The sequence below is a fragment of the Paraburkholderia sp. MPAMCS5 genome (genome assembly GCF_036016995.1).
Classification (GTDB): domain Bacteria; phylum Pseudomonadota; class Gammaproteobacteria; order Burkholderiales; family Burkholderiaceae; genus Paraburkholderia.
The window spans coordinates 68,460-87,315 of record NZ_JAYXBK010000016.1 but is presented as its reverse complement, the minus strand read 5'-3'; the positions used below and the strand labels follow the sequence as shown (position 1 = coordinate 87,315).

The 18,856-nt window shown below is 65.4% G+C and carries 7 protein-coding genes; all 7 read right to left on the bottom strand.

What is annotated here, in order from left to right; translation table 11 throughout:
* Positions 1 to 8 precede the first annotated feature (8 nt).
* The 7 genes from treY to VOM14_RS26650 all read right to left on the bottom strand — a co-directional run bounded on the left by treY (position 9) and on the right by VOM14_RS26650 (position 18,540).
* On the bottom strand, positions 9 to 2,864 hold the full coding sequence (gene treY / locus VOM14_RS26680; RefSeq protein ID WP_327631730.1) for a malto-oligosyltrehalose synthase: 2,856 nt from the start codon (positions 2,862 to 2,864) through the stop codon (positions 9 to 11).
* Positions 2,861 to 5,083 carry a 4-alpha-glucanotransferase gene (gene malQ / locus VOM14_RS26675; RefSeq protein ID WP_327631729.1) on the bottom strand — a complete coding sequence of 741 codons (2,223 nt, stop codon included), beginning with the start codon at positions 5,081 to 5,083 and terminating at the stop codon, positions 2,861 to 2,863. Before malQ ends, treY begins: the two co-directional genes overlap by 4 nt.
* A complete protein-coding gene (treZ, locus tag VOM14_RS26670) occupies positions 5,080 to 6,999 on the bottom strand; it encodes a malto-oligosyltrehalose trehalohydrolase (protein WP_327631728.1) in 1,920 nt (639 codons plus the stop codon). Before treZ ends, malQ begins: the two co-directional genes overlap by 4 nt.
* A 62-nt stretch (positions 7,000 to 7,061) precedes the next feature.
* The gene (gene glgX / locus VOM14_RS26665; protein WP_327631727.1) at positions 7,062 to 9,281 is read right to left on the bottom strand and encodes a glycogen debranching protein GlgX; all 2,220 of its coding nucleotides are present in this window, start codon (positions 9,279 to 9,281) and stop codon (positions 7,062 to 7,064) included.
* Between the two features lie 157 nt (positions 9,282 to 9,438).
* Positions 9,439 to 11,649: a 1,4-alpha-glucan branching protein GlgB gene (gene glgB, locus VOM14_RS26660; protein ID WP_327631726.1), complete on the bottom strand. Its 2,211-nt coding sequence runs from the start codon at positions 11,647 to 11,649 to the stop codon at positions 9,439 to 9,441.
* Complete coding sequence (gene treS / locus VOM14_RS26655) at positions 11,642 to 15,091, bottom strand: maltose alpha-D-glucosyltransferase (RefSeq protein ID WP_327631725.1); 3,450 nt, start codon at positions 15,089 to 15,091, stop codon at positions 11,642 to 11,644. Before treS ends, glgB begins: the two co-directional genes overlap by 8 nt.
* Positions 15,088 to 18,540, bottom strand: coding sequence for a maltotransferase domain-containing protein (locus tag VOM14_RS26650; RefSeq protein ID WP_327631724.1), 3,453 nt, complete (start codon positions 18,538 to 18,540; stop codon positions 15,088 to 15,090). The genes treS and VOM14_RS26650 overlap by 4 nt, the downstream gene beginning before the upstream one ends.
* Positions 18,541 to 18,856: the final 316 nt, after the last annotated feature.

The following is an 18,856-nucleotide window of genomic DNA, read 5'->3' as shown; positions in this document are numbered from 1 at the left end:
GCTCAAACTCAACTGCGCGGCACGCCGTCCTCCACGAACACCGCTACCGGCATCGCCGCGAGCGCGTCGCGCAAGTACAACAAGCCGTTTTCTTCCACTTTCGGCGCGGCCGGGCTCAACCAGTCGAACAAGGCGCGCGCGGAAAGATCGGGCGGCATCTCGATCGCGGTGTCGTCCCATTTCGCCGGATCGACAAGCGGCACATCGCTGTCGTTGTCGATCAGTCCGGTGGCCAGCCGGCTTGCCACTACCACGGCCCACGCGTTGCCATGTCGCCGCGCAAACGCGATCACATTCGCTGCATGCGCGCCGCGTACGGTCAGCGGCAGATACGCGCCTTGGCACAGCAACTCGGGCAAATGCGTGCGCAATGCGAGCACGCGCTGCACGACCGCCAGCTTCACGCGGCCAGTGCGCCACGTCGAGAGATATTCCGAGGGCGGCGTCTGCACGAGCCACGCCGCGCGCTGTTCGAAATCCACCGGCTGGCGATTGTCCGGATCGACGAGACTGAAGTCCCACAACTCGGTGCCTTGATAAAGATCGGGAATCCCAGGTGATGCCAGCCGTAGGACCGTCTGTTGCAGACTATTCACTGCGCCGGCGCGAGAAATTCTGTCGACGAACGCCGCCAGTTCCTTCAGAAATCCGTCGCGCCGTTGCGGCGCAAGAATATCGAACAGGAAGTCGCGGCAACCGGCTTCGTACGCTTCGTCGGGCGTGAACCAGTTGGTTTGCAGCTTGGCTTCGCGCAGCGCCTTTAACTGCCATTGCGCGACGCGCTCGGCCAGGGCCTTCACGCCCGCTTCGTCGTCCGGCTTCAGATCCGGCGGCCAGCAACCGACCAGCGTCTGATACAGCATCGCTTCGGCGGCGGGGCCGGGCGCCCAGTCGTAGCTCGTGTCTTGGCCGACGCTGCTGATTGGCTCGCCGTCGAGCGAACGGCGCTGCGGCGCGTTCAGCGTCGACCACGCGCGCAGGGTCGCGGCCCAGTCGTGCGCAATCTCGCTGAGCACCGCGAGCCGCGCGCGCACATCCTCGCCGCGCTTGTGATCGTGCGTGGCGGTGGTGAGCATGGCGTGCGGAAAGCGCTGCGAACGTTCGAGGTTGCCCTCGTGAAATTGCTCAACGGACAACGCGAATTCGCCCGGATCGGCGCCGACTTCGTTACGCGATAACAGCCGGCCATAGCGATAGCACGCCGTATCTTCGACGGCCTTCGCAGCCACCGGCGCGGTCAACTGCGAGAACAGGGTTTGCGCGGTGCGCCGCGCCGACCCCACGTGGTTCGGCGGCGCGCCGTTCTGCCCTTGCTGCGGCTGGCCCTGACGCCCCGTCGGCGCTTCGTCCGCGCTGCCGCCAAGCCACGCGTTCACGCGCTCGAGCACGCCATGGTCCGCGCGCGACAGCGTGGCGCGCGCGCCAGCCAACGCCTGATCGAAATACACATTGTCGATGGCGGTGCGCAAACCGTTCTGCGGATAGATGCGGTACACGGGAAAATGCACGACCAGTTCTGTCAACACGCGGCGCAGCGTCGTGAAGGTATAGTCGCGCGTCGCGAGAGAATCGCGCGCAATGCGATGCAGCGCTCGTGCCGCACGGTCGAGTTCCGCTGACAGATTCTCCGCGAGAATCTTGCGGCGGGCGATCAATGCTTCGTCCGCGAAATTCGGGCTGCGGCCCGTGAGGTCGGTCCACGCCTCGGCGAGCGGGTCGGCGCCGGCCGGGTCGTGCAGCAGCGCGCCCACGTCGTTCATGAAATCGTAGCCGGTCGTGCCGTCTACCGGCCAGTCGTCGCGCAGCCGCTCGCCGCGCGCCAGGATTTTTTCGACGACGACATACGGCGCGGTGTCGCGCAACTCCGTCAGACGTTGCCGCAGCCGCTGACAATACTCGCGCGGCTCCGCGAGGCCATCGACGTGATCGATCCGCAGACCGTCGATCACGCCTTCCTGATACAGACGAAACGCCAGCGCATGCGTCGCCTCGAAGACTTCCGGCCGCTCCGCGCGCACGGCGGCGAGCGTGGATATGTCGAAGAAGCGCCGCCAGTTCACTTCGTCGGCGGCGGTGCGCCACCATGCAAGCCGGAAATGCTGGCGTTCGAGCAGCCGATGCAAGCGGTCGCGCGTGACCGGTTCTTCAGGCGCGTAGGTTTGCAGCACGAACTCAATCGCGGATTGGCCGTTTTGCGCGACGAACTCGCGCAAAACCTCACGGCCTTCGGCGGCGCGCGGCTGATCGGCGGGCTGCGTCGTCAGTCCGTGAAAGCGCTCGGCGAGCGCGCTCAGGTCGGCGCGGTCGGCGCTTTGCAGGATCGTCGCGTAATCGATCGGGCACACCGGAAACACATGCGGCCCATAGCCGATATAAAAGCGCCCGCTGTCGGCCGCGAAATGCAAACCGATGCGGCCCGACATCAGCTCTTCGCCATAGGGCGCGCCGAGTGTCGGCAGCAGCACCTTGCCGCGCAAGGCCGGATCGGGCGAATGCCAGTCGACGTCGAAATGACGCGCATAGGCGCTATGACGCCCCCATTCGAGAATATCGAGCCACCAGGCGTTGCTCGAACCGCCGACGCCCATATGGTTCGGCACCATGTCGACAATCAGTCCCATGTCGTGCGCGCGCAATTTTTCGACGAGGCGCTTCAAGCCCGCCTCGCCGCCGCACTCGGCGCTGACCTGGGTGTAATCGACGGTGTCGTAGCCATGCATCGAGCCGGGCTCGGCCGTCGTGATGGGCGACGCGTACACATGGCTGATGCCGAGCGTCGCGAAATATTCGACGTGCTTCGCGGCATCGTCGAAGGTAAAGCCTCGGTGAAACTGGAGGCGAACGGTGGAGCGCGGGACGGTCATGGCGTATCAGGCTCCGAAGAAGGATTGGCTGAATAAGGGGAAGCGGTCGCGGCGCTGCGCGCGCGGTCGACTGCAAGCAATCGGTCGCAAAAGGTGTCGTCCAGAAACAGTTCGTCGATGGGCAGGCTCATCCGGCGGCGCCAGTTCGGATGCTCGTCGATGGAGCCCGGCAAATTGGGCTGCTCGCTTTGCGCAAGCAGGTCTTCAAGAGGAAAGGTGACGAGCGGGCCGGGCGTCGCCGCGACGAAGGCGAGCGCTTCGTCAACGGGCGCGCTGGCGGGCGGCGGCGCTTCCACATCGGGCGCGGCCACGCCGGCTTCCTGAAATGCGCGCCACAGTTCGGCGCGGTCGCGCGCGCGCTCTTCCTGCGCGGCTTCCTCAGGGTCGCGGCCGTCGGCGCGCGCCATCGTCTGGCCGATTTTGTTGCGCCACGTGATGTCGCTGCCGACCCACCAGCCTGCCACCGTCGGCAGATCGTGCGTGGTCGTCGTGCCGACCGCATTGCGATCCCACGCCTGCGGCGGCTTGAAGCCGGTGCCGTCCTCGCCGCCCTCGAACCACAGCACGCGAATGCCGGCAATGCCGTGCTCGTCGAGCCGCTCGCGAAAACCGGGCGGCACGGTGCCCAGATCCTCGCCGATCACAATCGCGCGATGCCGCCACGATTCGAGCGCGATCAGACGCAGCAGGTCTTCGAGCGGATAGCGCAAATACGCGCCGTTGCGCGCGCTTTCGCCCTCGGGCACGAGCCAGAGGCGCCGCAAGCCGAGAATGTGATCGATGCGGATGCCGCCCGCATGCGCGAACGCGGCCCGCAGCATGTCGATGAACGCGGAGAAACCTTGCGTGCGCATCGCGCGCGGCGAAAAAGTGGTGAGGCCCCAGCTTTGCCCGGCCTGATTGAACAAGTCGGGCGGCGCGCCGACGGACACGCCTTGCAGCATGTCGTCGCGATAGGACCATGCATGGCTGCCGGCGCTGTCGCATCCCACCGCGAGATCGGCGATCAGACCGACGGCCATGCCGGCCTCACTCGCCGCGTGCTGCGCGTGAGACAAACCTTTGGCCGCGAGCCATTGCAGAAACAGATGGAAGTCGATTTCGTGGCGATTGGCCTCGGCAAAGGCATCCACTTCGGGACTGCGCGGATCGCGCAACGCCTCGGGCCAGTCGCGCCAATGTCCGTTGCCGCCTTGCGCGAGTTGCGCGGCCTGCAGCGCTTCGAAACGCGCGTGGTCTTCGAGCGCACGTCCGGCGCGCTCGCAAAAGCCGTGAAATTCCAGCACGCGCGGCGTGTCCTGCGTGCCGTCGTGCGCGCGTTCCTGCTTGCAGAAATTCTCGAAGAGCGCGCGCAGCACTTTCAGTTTCAACACGACTGCCTTGGGCCAGTCGATCAGCGGCAAGCCTTCCAGTTCCGACCACGCATCGGCGGCCTGCGCGGCGTCGATGGCGGCGCGCGCGGCTTCGGCGCCGAACACCGCGGCGAGGTCGATATGCGTGACGTTCAGCCATAAACGCGACGACGGCGAATACGGGCTGAAGCGATTCGGCTCCGCGCTGAACATCGCGTGAGTCGGACTGACGGCCAGCGCATGCGCGCCGCGCTTCGCGCTTTCGGCCGCGATGCGGGCGAGCGCGGAATAGTCGCCGATGCCGCCGTCGCCCGAACGACGCAAGCCGTAGAGCTGCGCGGCCACGCCCCATAGCGGCGGTGCGTCGGCGGCGGCGTCTTCGTTGTGCAAGGTGCGCAAGGTGCGCCACGCGTCCGCGACGGTGTAGCAGCGCGACGGCGCCACCGCGAGCGTCACGCGATGTTCGTGGATCACCAGCGTGTGATAGCCGGGTTCGTCGATCGGGGCGAGCAGCGCCTCTTCGCCTTTGGGCGCGGTAAAGCGTCCGTCGATGATCGAACCGCTTTCCAGCTCGATCCGATAATGGCTGCCCGACTTGAATCCCGACGCGGGAAACGCAATGCCGCGCCCGACTTCGGCGGTCATGAGCGGCGGCAGTTTGCGGCCCGACAATTCGGCTTCGAGCGCGGCGGCGCTTTGCCGGATTTGCGTGGCGTTGCCGCACGGCAAGCCCATGCGGTCGAGCAGCACCGCGAGCGTGTTTTCAGGTACGCGATGCACCTTGTGATGCGCGTCTTCCCATTCGACTTCGAAGCCGGCGCGCGCCGCAAGCGTGTCGATGGTATCGCCGGAGCGTCGGGTACTCACGAGCGGCGCTCCTCTTTGCCGACAATGCGCGCGTCGTGACGGATTGCGTACTCATTGATATCGCCCGTGACCCACGCGACAAACGCATTCGGCGGCAGCACGTTGGCGTCGATCTGTTCGCGCACGCGCGGCGGCGTTTCGAAAATGACCTTGCCGGCGGGCACGTTGCTGAACGCCACGCTTTCCTTCGAGAGATTCAGCGCGAACGACAGCGTTTCGCCATCGCCCAGTTTCCAGCGCGCGATCAACGCGTTCGCGTCCTCGCCGTTCTCGCGGGTGAGCACGGTGGCGGCGAGCGCCTTGCCGTGTTTCAGGCGCGGCGTGATGAGCTTCGCGCGCACCGTGAGGGCGGACTTGTAGAAGTGCATCCAGTCGAGCCGGTCGTGCGCCTCGTCGTTCTGCGCGGGCGCTGTCGCGGGCTCGGGCGGCGACGACGCGGCGAAAGTCTGCGCGTCGTTCGGATCGGGAATCTGCGCGCGACGCGTTTCGTCGCTGAACGACGAGAAGCGCGCGAACTCGCGGCGGCGTCCTTCGCGCACGGCATCGGCGAGATCGCCGGTGTAGTCGGTGAAGAACAGGAACGGCTGCGTCGAACCGTATTCCTCGTCCATGAACAGCAGCGGAATTTGCGGCGACAGCAGCAGCAAGGCGGTGGCCGCGCGCAATGCGTCGTCCGGCGTCAGCTTGCGCAGACGCTCGCCGAATGCGCGATTGCCGATCTGATCGTGGTTCTGCAGGAACATCACAAACGACGTGGGCGGCAGATGCCCGCTCGATTCGCCGCGCGGCGCGCCGTCGTGAAGCGGCGACGGGTCGCCCTGATACGCGAAGCCCTCGGCCAGCACGCGCGCGAGACGGCGGATCGGCTGATCTTCGTACGCGTGGTAGTAGCCTTCGGTCTCACCGGTGAGCAGCACGTGCAGCGTGTTGTGCGCGTCGTCGTTCCATTGCGCGTTGAAATGCTTGCCGAGCAGACTCGCGCTGTTGTGCTCGTTTTCGAGCACCAGATGCACATGCCGCCCATGCTGCACGTGGGCGCGAATATGGTCGGCCAACTCGCGCAGCCACATGTGATTGTCGATGGCGTGCACGGCGTCGAAACGCAATCCGTCGATGCGATATTCGTTGATCCAGTAGACCGCGTTGTCCATGAAGAAGTCGCTGACTTCATTGCGCTCGAAGTCGATGGCCGGGCCCCACGGCGTATGCGTGCCTTCGCGGAAAAACGAGCGCGCGTATTCGTGCAGATAGTTGCCGTCCGGGCCGAAGTGGTTGTAGACCACGTCGAGAAACACCATCAGGCCGAGACCGTGCGCGGCGTCGATCAGCGCTTTCAGGTCTTCGGGGCGGCCGTACGCGGAATCGGGCGCGTAGGGCAGCACGCCGTCATAGCCCCAGTTGTGCTGGCCGGGAAAGTCGTTCAACGGCATCAGTTCGATGGCGGTCACGCCGAGCGCGACCAGCGCCGGCAAGCGTTTCAACACGCCCGCATAGCCGCCCATCGCGCCGACATGCAGTTCGTATAGCACCGTTTCTTCCCACGGCCGGCCGTGCCAGTCGGTGTGTTCCCAGCGATACGCGCGCGGGTCGATCACTTCGCTCGGGCCGTGCACGTCCTGCGGCTGGAAGCGCGACGCCGGATCGGGCACGGCGTTGCCGTCGTCGAGCCGGAAGCGGTACAGCGTGCCCGCGCCGCTCTCGGCGCTCGCTTCGAACCAGCCGTTTCCCGTCGACGTCATTTCATGCGCGCCTTGCGCCGGGCCGCTCTCGATTTCGACCTGGACGCGCTTGCACGACGGCGCCCAGAAACGGAAGCGCGTGCGCGGATTGGCGCCTTTCGGGCCCAGCAATTGCGCGCCGAACGGCAGGCAATGGGCGTAATGATGCGCGTGAGGATCGATTGGACTTTCGGACATGACTCTTCACCATTCGGTTTGCTGTCGGGTTGCTCACACGCCTTTCGCGCGGCGGCCACGCGCTACGTGGTCGGCGACGAGTCGCTCACCGGCGGATGTTCGCCCGGATCGGGCGGAAGCGCCGTCAACAGCCGCGGGCCGTGCCGCGCGCCGGCCTTCCAGCCCGCCTGCCAGTCGGCCTCGCCGACCGGCTGCGCGGCCAGCATCACGAGGCCATGCGCCGCGACTTCGATGTCCGACGCGGCGAGCCGATGCGGCGCGCTCTCCAGATCCGCAGTGTCTAACAGCACATGCCATTCCAGGTGCGGTGCGGGAGGCGTAAAGCGCAGTGTTTCCGCGTTTGCGTTGAGCATCATCAACAATACTTCGGTTTCGCCGTTCAGACCTGGACCGGCGCGCCGCAACGTGAACGCGCGGCCTTCGGGGTCTTCCCAGGCTTCGATCGTCAGCGGATCGCCGTTTTCGTCGAACCAGCCGATGTCGAAAAGCCCCGGCAACACTTCGCGGTCGCCAAACAGGAAGCGCGTTTCGCGCAGCAGCGGATGCTGTTTGCGCAGCGCCACCACACGCGCGACGAAATCGGTCATCTGGCGGCCATCCGGCGATTCTGCGCGCTCCCAGTCGATCCAGGATATCTCGTTATCCTGACAGTACGCATTGTTGTTGCCGTTCTGCGTGCGCAGCGATTCGTCGCCGGCGAGCATCATCGGCGTGCCGAGCGCGACCAGCAGCGTGGCGATCAGCGAGCGCGCCACGCGGGCGCGCGTCTCGACGATGGCTGGGTCGTCGGCCGGTCCTTCGACGCCCCAGTTGCTGCTGCAGTTTTCGTTGTGCCCGTCGTGATTGCCCTCGCGATTCGCCTCGTTGTGCTTGTGCTCGTACGCGGTCATGTCGGCGAGCGTGAAGCCGTCGTGCGACGACACGAAATTGATCGACGCCCACGGCTTCCTGAAGCGCCGGTTAAAGAGATCGGCGGAACCGGTCAGGCGCGCGGCGAGATCGGGCCGCAGGCCGGCGTCGCCGCGCCAGAAACGTCGCACGGTATCGCGGAAGCGGTCGTTCCATTCGCCAAAACCCGGTGGATGATTGCCAAGCTGATAGCCGCCCGGACCAATGTCCCACGGCTCGGAAATCAGCTTGCGCTGCGACAGGATCGGGTCCTGTCGCAGCGCGTCGAAGAAGCCCGAGCCGGGATCGAAACCATGCTGCTCGCGCCCGAGCGTGACGCCGAGATCGAAACGGAAGCCGTCGATATTGAACGCCGTGGACCAGTAGCGCAGCGAATCCATCACCATCTGCAACACGCGCGGATGCGGCAGATTCACCGTGTTGCCGCAACCGGTGTCGTTGATGTGATGCCGCTCGTCGCCCGGAATCAGGCGGTAATAGCTCGCGTTGTCGAGGCCGCGCCATGAGACTGTCGGGCCCATTTCGTTGCCTTCGCATGTGTGGTTGTAGACCACGTCCAGAATCACTTCGATGCCGGCCGCATGCAGCTGGCGCACGGCGATGCGCATTTCGTCGAGCCGGTGCGTGCTGAGATAGGACGGCTCCGGCGCGAAGAAGGCCGCGGTGTTGTAGCCCCAGTAGTTGCGCAGGCCGCGCTCCACGAGGAAGCGGTCGTTCAGATACGCGTGAACCGGCAGCAATTCGACGGCGGTCACGCCGAGCTTCAGCAGATGCTCGATGAATTCCGGCGACGACAACGCGGCAAACGTGCCGCGTTCGTGCTGCCGCAGATCGGCGCGCAGCATCGAGGCGCCGCGCACATGCGTTTCGTAGACGATGGTTTCGCCCCACGGCACATTCGGGCGCTTGTCGTGCGACCAGTCGAACGCTTCGTCGATCACGACGCACTTCGGCATGGCCGGCGCCGAATCGCGCCGGTCGATGGACAGGTCCGCGCGATTCGAATGCACGCGATAACCGAACAGCGCATCCGACCAGCGAAACTGCCCGACGAGCTTGCGCGCGTACGGATCGAGCAGCAGCTTGTGCGGATTGAAGCGGTGCCCTTGCTGCGGCTGATACGGACCATGCGCGCGAAAGCCGTAAGCGGTGCCCGGATGCGCGTTCGGCAGATAGCCGTGCCAGATTTCGTCGGTGCATTCAGGCAGCGGATAGCGCCGGATTTCCTTGCGGCCCGTCGGATCGAACAGGCAAAGCTCGATTTTTTGCGCGTTCGCGGAGAACACCGCAAAGTTGACGCCGAGTCCGTCCCAACTGGCGCCGAGCGGATACGGCGAGCCGGGCAGAAGCCGGTCGGGCATTGCGTGCGACATGATTCCCCTTCCTTGTTCTGATTGGATGACGCGCCTGTCGCAGGTCTTCACGCGACGGGCGCGCGGCGCCGCCATCGCGCGGGCCGCGCGCTCGCCGTCGGCACGATCGGGCGCCCGGTCGCGCCCAGCTCACGCTTGATTCACGCTTGATTCACGCTCAGTCGGCGCGCAGCACGATCGTCGCCAGCGGCGGCAGGGTCAGGGAAGCCGAATGCGGCCAGCCATGGCTCGGCATGGCATCGGTATGAATCACGCCGCCATTGCCCATGTTCGAGCCGCCGTAGACGCCCGCATCCGTGTTCAGCACTTCCGACCAGCGCCCTTCGCGCGGCAGGCCAATGCGATAACCCACGCGCGGCACCGGCGTCATGTTGCAGACCACGACGAGTTCGCGGCCCGCGCCGTCCGTGCGGCGGAACGCGAAGACGCTGTTGCCGCTGTCGTCGCCGATCAGCCAGCCGAAACCGCCGGGCTCGCTGTCGAGCAGATGCAGCGCGGGTTCGTGGCCATACAGACGGTTCAGGTCGCGCACCAGCAGTTGCACGCCGTGGTGATGCGGATCGTCGAGCAGATGCCAGTGCGGCGACGCGTCGTGATTGAATTCCGCGAGCTGACCGAATTCGCCGCCCATGAACAGCAGCTTCTTGCCCGGATGCGTCCACATGAAGCCGAAATACGCGCGCAGATTCGCGAACTTCTGCCACCTGTCGCCGGGCATCTTGCCGAGCAGCGAGCCTTTGCCGTGCACGACTTCATCGTGGGAAAGCGGCAGGACGAAGCGCTCCGAGTACGCGTACACCATCCCGAACGTCAGGTTGTGGTGATGGTATTGCCGATAGACCGGGTCTTCCTGCATGTAGTGCAGTGTGTCGTGCATCCAGCCCATGTTCCACTTGAACTGGAAGCCGAGGCCGCCGTCCTCGATGCGCGCGGTCACGCCCGGCCACGCGGTCGATTCCTCCGCGATGGTGATCGCGCCCGGCGCGCCCGGCACATAACCGACCTCATGATTCAGGCGCTTCAAGAACGCAATCGATTCCAGGTTCTCGCGCCCGCCGTAGATGTTCGGCACCCATTCGCCGGCGGCGCGCGAATAGTCGCGATACAGCATCGACGCGACGGCGTCCACGCGCAGGCCGTCGACGTGATAGCGCTTCAGCCACGCGAGACCCGAAGCGATCAGGAACGCGCTCACCTCGTTGCGGCCGAGGTTGTAGATCATCGTGTTCCAGTCCTGGTGATAGCCTTCGCGCGGATCGGCGTGCTCGTAAAGCGGCGTGCCGTCGAACTCGATCAGGCCGTGCGCGTCGTTTGGAAAATGCGCGGGCACCCAGTCGATGATCACGCCAAGCCCGGCCTCGTGTGCCTTGTTGACGAACGAGGCGAACTGCTCCGGCTTGCCGAAACGCGCGGACGGCGCGAACTGCCCGAGCGGCTGATAACCCCACGACCCGCCGAATGGATGTTCCGCGACCGGCAGGAATTCGACGTGCGTGAAACCCATCGTCTTCACGTAGGGAATCAGGCGCTCGGCGAGTTCTTCCCAATCGAGACCGCGCTGGCCTTCTTCGGCGACACGCAGCCACGACTCGGCGTGCACTTCGTAGATCGAGATCGGCGAGCGCGGCGTCTGCTTGCCGGCGCGCGAGTGAATCCATTCGTGATCGGTCCACGCGAACTGCTCGATCTCATCGACGTGCGCAACGACCGAGGCCGTGCCCGGCGGCTTTTCGCTTTGCATCGCGCAAGGGTCGGCCTTCAAGGGCAGCGGATGGCCGTCGCGCGAGAGCAACTCGTATTTGTAGCGCGTGCCCGGCCCGACTCGCGGCACGAACAATTCCCACACGCCCGCCTGATGGCGCAGGCGCATCGGGTGACGGCGGCCGTCCCACGCGTTGAAGTCGCCGACCACCGACACGCGCCGCGCATTCGGCGCCCACACGGCGAAGCGCACGCCGGGCACGCCGTCCACTTCCATCGGATGCGCGCCGAGGCATTCGAGCACCGCATACGGATCGCCATTCGCGAGGCGGCCGAGCGGTTCGTCGCCGAGAACGGGGCCGAACGAATAGGTATCCTCGATGTCCTGTTGCACGCCGTGCCAGTCGATGCGCAACCGGTACGGCGCCGCGGCGCTCACGCGGCCCGCGAACAGCCCCGGACGCAACTGCTGAAGTTCACCGAGCAACGAACCGTCGGCGCGCGACACCACGCTGACGCGCGCGGCGTTCGGCAATAGCGTGCGCACCACGGGACCATCGTCGGTGTGATGCAGCCCGAGCTGCGAAAAAGGATCGGGATGGCGCGCTTCGGCGAGCGCGTCCATCTCTAGCGGCTGGAGGCCTGCGGCCGGATCGTGTTCACTCATAGTCGCCCTCGGCCGGATGAGGCGGGGTGGCGGCGTCTGGCGCCTGGGTTGACGAATCGGGCGGCGCGCCGGTGTCGCCGAGCAAACGGCTCGCGAGCGCGGCGAGGCCGCGTACCGGCAAGCTGAGCCACGTCGGGCGGTTGGCCGCTTCATAGCGGATTTCGTACGCGGCCTTCTCGATCAGGAACAGATCGAGCAGCGCCTGCTCGGCCTCGGGCGCGACGAGCGTCGTCGGCGACGCGGCGGTGGCGGCGCGGTATTCCTTCAGGAACGCGTCGGTGGCTTCGGCGCGGAAGCGGTCGAACAACGCGCGCTTGCGATCCGCGGTTTGCTGCGGCGCGCTTTCCGTCGTGGACTGCGCGGCTGCGCTCGCATACGACAACGAGCGCAGCAGGCCGGCCACGTCGCGCAGCGGGCTCGATTTCTGCCGACGCTCTTCGAGCGAGCGCGCGGGTTCGCCTTCGAAGTCGATCAGATAGGCATCGCCCTGCGCGACCAGCACCTGGCCGAGATGGAAGTCGCCGTGGATGCGGATGCGCAGCGCCCCTGTGTCGCCGCTGACCAGCTTGCTTGTGGCGTCGACGAGCGCCGCGCGGCGCTCGATCAGGCTTTGCGCCAGCGCCTTCGTCTCCGGATCGCTCATCTGCTCGATGCGCGGCGCGAGCAGATCGAGCGCGCTCGCGAGCATCGACTGCGTGCCGTCGACCCACGCCTTCACCTGGTCGGCGCCGGCGGGCTCGGGAGCGAACGCCGGGTCGTCGGTGGGCGAAGCGAGCGCGACGTGCAACTCGCCAAGCCGTCTGCCGATGGTGCCGGCCAACGCCGCATAGCCTTCCAGCAAAGCCGCTTCGTTGTCGCGATCGGGCGCCGCGGTCGCTTCCGTATCGACGGCGATGGCGAGTTCGTCCACCGAGCGGCGCAGATAATCGAGCGACCAGTTCCACGCATCGCCCTGGTTCTCGATAAAGCCTTGCAGAATGCACAGCGTATGCGGCACGCCTTGCGGATCGACGCGCACCACTTCGCCGAACAGCGGCGCGGTGTTCGCGTAGCCGAGCTGCGTCAGATAGCGGCTGATTTCCGCTTCTGGATGAATCCCGCTCACGAGACGACGCACCAGCTTCAGCACCGCGGCGTCCGCGATGATCAGCGAACTATTGCTCTGCTCGGCCGCGAGCCAGCGCACTTCCGGCCTGTCGCCGAGGTTGTCGAGTTCCGCGAAACGTTCGGTCGGAATGAACTTGATCTCGCTCTTCTGCACGGTCGGCACGACCGCGTTTTCGCGCAGCTTGCGCAACACGTTATGAGCGAAGATCGGCAACGCGAATGCGTCCGTCAGATGACCGACGTTGCGGCCGCGCCGCACGCGCGCGAGCGCCAGTTGCATGAACAGCGGCGTGGTGGTTTCGCCGCCCCACGTGATCGCGATCGGCACCACGTAGCGCTCGGTATGGTCGCCCACGTCCGCTTCGATTTCGGTGAACGCAAAGCCGCCGTTCGGAATCGTGGTCAACGCGGCGAGGCGCACGGCATGCATCTTCTGATCCTTCGATGCAAACCAGCGACGACGGCTCAGCCACGACGGCAGTACTTCGGATTCGAGCAGCCTCACGTTGTCCGGCGTCGGCCCCGCCTGGCCCTCGCGAATCACGATGGTGACGAATTCCGGCAGCGGCTCCGAATGCGCCTGCGCCCAAGCGGGGCGCTGTCCGCCTTCGCAGAGCAGGAACCACAGGAAGCCATATGGCGGGAACGTCAGCAGATACGTGAGTTGACCGATGGCCGGGAACACGGAATCGGCGGTCATTTCAATCGGCACCGCGCCGTTGAATTCCGACAGATCGAGTTCCACCGCTTGCGGCGCGCGCGACAGATTCGCGACGCAGAGGATCGGCGGCTCGCCTGGCATCTCGCGCAGATACGCGAGAATCTTGCGGTTTTCTGGCTTCAAAAAGCGGATCGTGCCGCGTCCGAAGGTCTGCTTCGCGCGACGTGTCGCGAGCATGCGCCGCGTCCAGTTGAGCAGCGAATGCGGATCGCGGCTTTGCGCTTCGACATTGACGGCGTCGAAGCCGTACAGCGAACCCATGACGGGCGGCAGCACCAGTTGCTCCGGATCGGCACGCGAGAAGCCGCCGTTGCGATCGGATGACCACTGCATCGGCGTGCGCACACCGTCGCGGTCGCCGAGGTGAATGTTGTCGCCCATGCCGAGTTCGTCGCCGTAATAGATCACGGGCGTGCCGGGCATCGACAGCAGCAGCGAATTGATCAACTCGATGCGGCGACGGTCACGCTCCATCAGCGGCGCGAGGCGGCGGCGAATGCCGAGATTCAGGCGCGCGCGGCGGTCGCTCGCATAGGTGTTCCACAAGTAGTCGCGCTCGGAGTCGGTGACCATTTCGAGCGTGAGTTCGTCATGATTGCGCAGGAAAATCGCCCACTGGTTCGTCTCGGCGAGGTCCGGCGTTTGCCGCATGATGTCGGTGATCGGAAAACGGTCTTCGCTCGCAATCGACATGTAGATGCGCGGCATCAGCGGGAAGTGAAACGCCATGTGGCATTCGTCTTCTTCGCCGAAATATTCCTTCACGTCTTCCGGCCACTGGTTCGCTTCGGCGAGCAGCATGCGGTTCGGATATTCCGCGTCGATGGTCGCGCGAATCTGCTTCAGGACCGCGTGCGTTTCCGGCAGGTTCTCGTTATTCGTGCCCTCGCGTTCGACGAGATACGGCACCGCGTCGAGCCGCAGCCCGTCGATGCCCATATCGAGCCAGAAGCGCATGACCTGCAGCACTTCTTTCAGGACGGCCGGATTGTCGAAGTTCAGATCGGGCTGATGCGAATAGAAGCGGTGCCAGTAATAAGCCCCCGCGACCGGGTCGTGCGTCCAGTTCGACGGCTCCGAGTCGATGAAGATAATGCGCGTTTCCTGGTACTTCTGATCGGTATCGGACCACACATAGAAGTTGCGATGATTGGAGCCGGGCTTCGCGCGGCGCGCGCGCTGAAACCACGGGTGCTGATCCGACGTGTGGTTGATCACGAGTTCGCTGATTACGCGGATGCCGCGCGCGTGCGCTTCCTGGATGAAGCGCTTGACGTCGGAGAGCTGGCCATAATCGGGATGCACATTGCGGTAGTCGGCGATGTCGTAACCGTCGTCGCGGCGCGGCGACGGATAGAACGGCAGCAGCCAGATCGCGTTCACACCGAGTTCGGCAATGTAGTCGAGCTTGGCGATCAGGCCGGGGAAATCGCCCACGCCGTCGTTGTTCGCATCGAAGAACGACTTGATGTGCACCTGATAGATGATCGCGTCCTTGTACCAGAGCGGATCGTCGCTCAGGGCAGCCGGTTTGCCGCGCCGGCGCGTCTTCGTCGTGGTAGTGGCTGCCGTGCTTGCCTGCGATGCGGCCTGCGAGGGATCGTCACGCTTCATTTCGCACCTTCCGTCGGGGTAGGGTTGCCAGCGTCTGCGTGAAGGGCGCCAGTCGAGTCGTCGTCGGCTTCATCGGGGCGCTCGGCGGGCAGGCCGCTAAGCGGCGCGATGCGCCAGATCGAAAAAGGCTGGCCGGGGCCGAGCCGCACATGCTGCCGGCGGCCATGCCAGTCGAAGCGCGCGCCGGTCATCTGATCGGTCACCTGGAGCGCGCCGTGATCGGGCAGAGTCCACTTCTGGAATGTCTCCCATGACAACTCGATATCCGCGCCCTGTTCGTTGAACGGATCGAGATTGATGGCGACGACGATCACGTTGTCGCGCGCTTCAGTCGCTTTCTCGAAGAACAGGATGTTGTCGTTGTGCGCGGGCAGGAACGTGAGACCGAGATGCGTGTGCAGCGCGGGATTCGCACGGCGAATCCGGTTGAGCGCGGTGATCTCGCCGATGATGTTGCCGGGCCGGTGCCAGTCCCACGCGCGCAACTGATACTTCTCGGAGTCGAGATATTCCTCGCTGTTTGGCAACGCGGCCGCTTCGCATAGCTCGAAACCGCTATACACGCCCCACAGACCGGCGAGCGTCGAGGCGAGCGCCGCGCGAATCAGAAAGCCCGTGCGTCCTTGCGATTGCAGATGACGCGGGTTGATGTCCGGCGTGTTCACAAAGAAGTTCGGCCGGTAGAAGTCGCGCGCGCCGGTCTGCGTGAGATCGGTCAGATACTCGATGAAATCGCGCTTCGACTCGCGCCACGTGAAGTAGGTGTACGACTGCGAGAAGCCGATCTTGCCGAGCCGGTTCATCATGCGCGGCCGGGTGAAGGCTTCGGCGAGGAAGATCGTGTCGGGAAAACGCGCGCGCACGTCGGCGATCACCCATTCCCAGAACGGCAACGGCTTGGTGTGCGGATTGTCGATGCGAAAAATGTGCACGCCCGCGTCGATCCAGAACAGGAACACGTCGCGCAGCGCGAGCCACAAGTCGGGCTTCGCGTCGTGCGCATAGAAGTCGGGATTGACGATGTCCTGATACTTCTTCGGCGGATTTTCCGCGTAGCGCAGCGTGCCGTCGGGACGCCATGCGAACCACGTCGGATGCTCCTTCAGCCACGGATGATCCGGCGAGCACTGCACCGCGAAGTCGAGCGCGATTTCGAGGCCGTGCTGATGCGCGGCGGCGAGCATCTTCCTGAAGTCGTCGAGCGTGCCGAGTTGCGGATGCACGGCGGTGTGTCCGCCTTCGGCCGCGCCGATCGCATAAGGGCTGCCCACGTCGCCGGGCTGCGCGTTCAGCGTGTTGTTGCGGCCCTTGCGATTGGCCATGCCGATCGGATGAATCGGCGGGAAATACAGCACGTCGAAGCCCATGTCGCGAATGCGCGGCAGCTTCGTGATGACGTCGTCGAACGTGCCGTGGCGCGATTCGTCGTCGCTCATCGAACGAGGGAAGATCTCGTACCAGCTCGCGAAGCACGCGGCGGTGCGCTCGGCGTCGATCTTGTAGGTCACCGGATCGCGGCTCAAAAACGGACGATGGCGCGCGGCGGTCATCGCCTTCCTGGTGGCCGGGTCGAGCAGCAGCGTCAGCTTGGCCTGATCGTCGGCTTTCTTGAACTGCGTGACGATATGTTCGAGCGGCTCCTTATCCGCGCCTTCAGCGGTTTCCACTTCGGCCAGCACGAGCGCGAACAGATGCGCGGCTTCGTCGAGTTCGATCTCGACCGTCTGGCCCGCCTTCAACTTTTTCTCCACATGTTCGACGAGCGAAGCAAAGTCGTCGCGCCACGCGATCACCGTGAACTCGTGACGGCCCATGCGTTCGAGCGGAATACGCGCCTTCCAGATGTCGAGGCCCGCGGGTTGCGCCGGGGCCATCGGCACTTCGTGCCAGGTGTTTTCGTCGGCGGCGCGCCACAGCACGGCGGCGGCGATCTTGTCGTGGCCTTCGGCGAAGATCGCGGCGCTGATTTCAGCGCGCTCGCCGACGCTGCGCTTGGCGGCGAAGCGGCCGTTCTCCACGGAAGGCGTCACGCTTTCAATCGCCACGCGCGGCGCATTGATCGCTTCGAGCACGGTCTTGCGGCCGCTGCGCTTGCTGTTCGCTTTGTCGATGGGCGGCGCGAGGCAGATCGGTTTGTCCGTCGCAGCCTCATAGAGACGCACGGCGCCCGGCGCGAGCGTGAACGGCGTCAAGGCGGCGGGCGCGGCGCGGCCCGATGCGTCGAGCGAAATGAAACGTGTGAAATTGCCGGGCACGCCGGCGAGAAAACGCGCCGGATCGACGCGCACGGGCGTGCCCAGTTCCGGATTGATCGCGATGAGAACCGCCTGCCCCGCCTCGCGCAGATCGGGATGATCGGCGCGCAGCAGCAGCGCCGCGGGCGCGCCGGGGCCACTCAACGTGCGCAGTTCACCATTGGCGCGCAGCGCCTTGGTGTGGCGCGCGACCTCATTGGCATGCGCGACGTGCTGCGAGAGATCGAATTTTTTCGCCTGGCCAGCGAGCGCGAATTGCGACGCGTCGCCATGCGTTTGCGACATCGGTTCGCTCACGCCGTATTCGAAACCCATCGGCATCATCCAGCCGGTGCCGATGGCGGACGCCGTGGACAGCGCGCGCCGATAAGCCCGTTCGACGATGCCCGAATCATGCGGATCGCTCAACTCGGCGGCGAGCCGCGTGCCGTAGGGCGCTTCGGGAAACGCGATCGGCCCGGCGATGCGGGCGAGCGCGGCATGCTCCTCGGCCATCCAGCTCGCGCGGAAGTCCCACCAGCGCACCGACGAGAACACGCTGTCGAAGCCCGCGCCTTCGAGGCCTGGCAAATCGCCGCGCGACAGACCGGGCGTCGCGGCGAGAAAGCGCACTTCGGGATGCACGGCGCGCACGGTATCGCGCAAGTGCCGCCACACCTCGGCGGACACGCGATGCGGCGAATCGAAACGGAAGCCGCCGACACCCGCGTCGGCGAGCGCGAGCAACTGTTGCGTCCACCAGTCGGTGAGCGCGCCGCGCGTGCCGGCATCGTTGAAATTTGCATACGCGACGTTGTCCTCGCGATGCACGTGGCGCGGATCGAGGCGCGCCTCTTCCGTCTCCAGCGGATGAAACCAGTCGGCATGCGCGGCGTAGAGCGCGCCATCGGCGGCGATCCGGTCGATCACCAGATCGATCAGCAACGTGAGGCCTTGCTGACGCGCCTCGCCCGCGAGCGCGCGAAGCGCGTCGGCGGCGGGCTGCTCGGCTTCGAACACCGGATGCAGCCGCGCGTGGTTGCCGACCACTTGCCCATGGCTTGCCCGTCCCGGCTCGAAGACACTGCCGATCAGCGCGTGGTCGAAGCCCAGCGCGGCCGCGTGAGCGAACTGCGCGGGCCACGCGTCAAGCGGTCCAACCAGAAGTGAATGAAAGAAATAAATCCGCGGCGCGTACCCGTTTGGAGGTTCCATCGGTCGTTTCCAGATTTGTCCTGCTGCGGTGTGGATGCAATTGGCATGCGATCACAGCGCTCATTGGAATTCCAGAGCCGGCTGTCGCGCGATCTTTCGACTGACGGCGCGTACTGGTCAATGTAGTGCAAAGATCGTCACGCCGCTGGCCAGTTGCGCGTGCCTGCACGCCACGCGTCGGGGCACGGGCCGGCCAGAACGTCTGCCACAGGGAGCAAGGCGTGTGCCAGCGTGAGCGCGCGCCGCGCGGTCACGGGCAGCCGTGTGCCTTCATGGGAATGCTTGCGGTGGAGAAGCGCGCTTCGACGCGATCAAG

Bases quoted from the DNA above. Each gene is read 5' to 3' on its own strand.
- treY (WP_327631730.1), bottom strand. From the start codon at position 2,864: ATGACCGTCCCGCGCTCCACCGTTCGCCTCCAGTTTCACCGAGGCTTT.
- treZ (WP_327631728.1), bottom strand. From the start codon at position 6,999: ATGTCCGAAAGTCCAATCGATCCTCACGCGCATCATTACGCCCATTGC.
- glgX (WP_327631727.1), bottom strand. From the start codon at position 9,281: ATGTCGCACGCAATGCCCGACCGGCTTCTGCCCGGCTCGCCGTATCCG.
- glgB (WP_327631726.1), bottom strand. From the start codon at position 11,649: ATGAGTGAACACGATCCGGCCGCAGGCCTCCAGCCGCTAGAGATGGAC.
- treS (WP_327631725.1), bottom strand. From the start codon at position 15,091: ATGAAGCGTGACGATCCCTCGCAGGCCGCATCGCAGGCAAGCACGGCA.
- VOM14_RS26650 (WP_327631724.1), bottom strand. From the start codon at position 18,540: ATGGAACCTCCAAACGGGTACGCGCCGCGGATTTATTTCTTTCATTCA.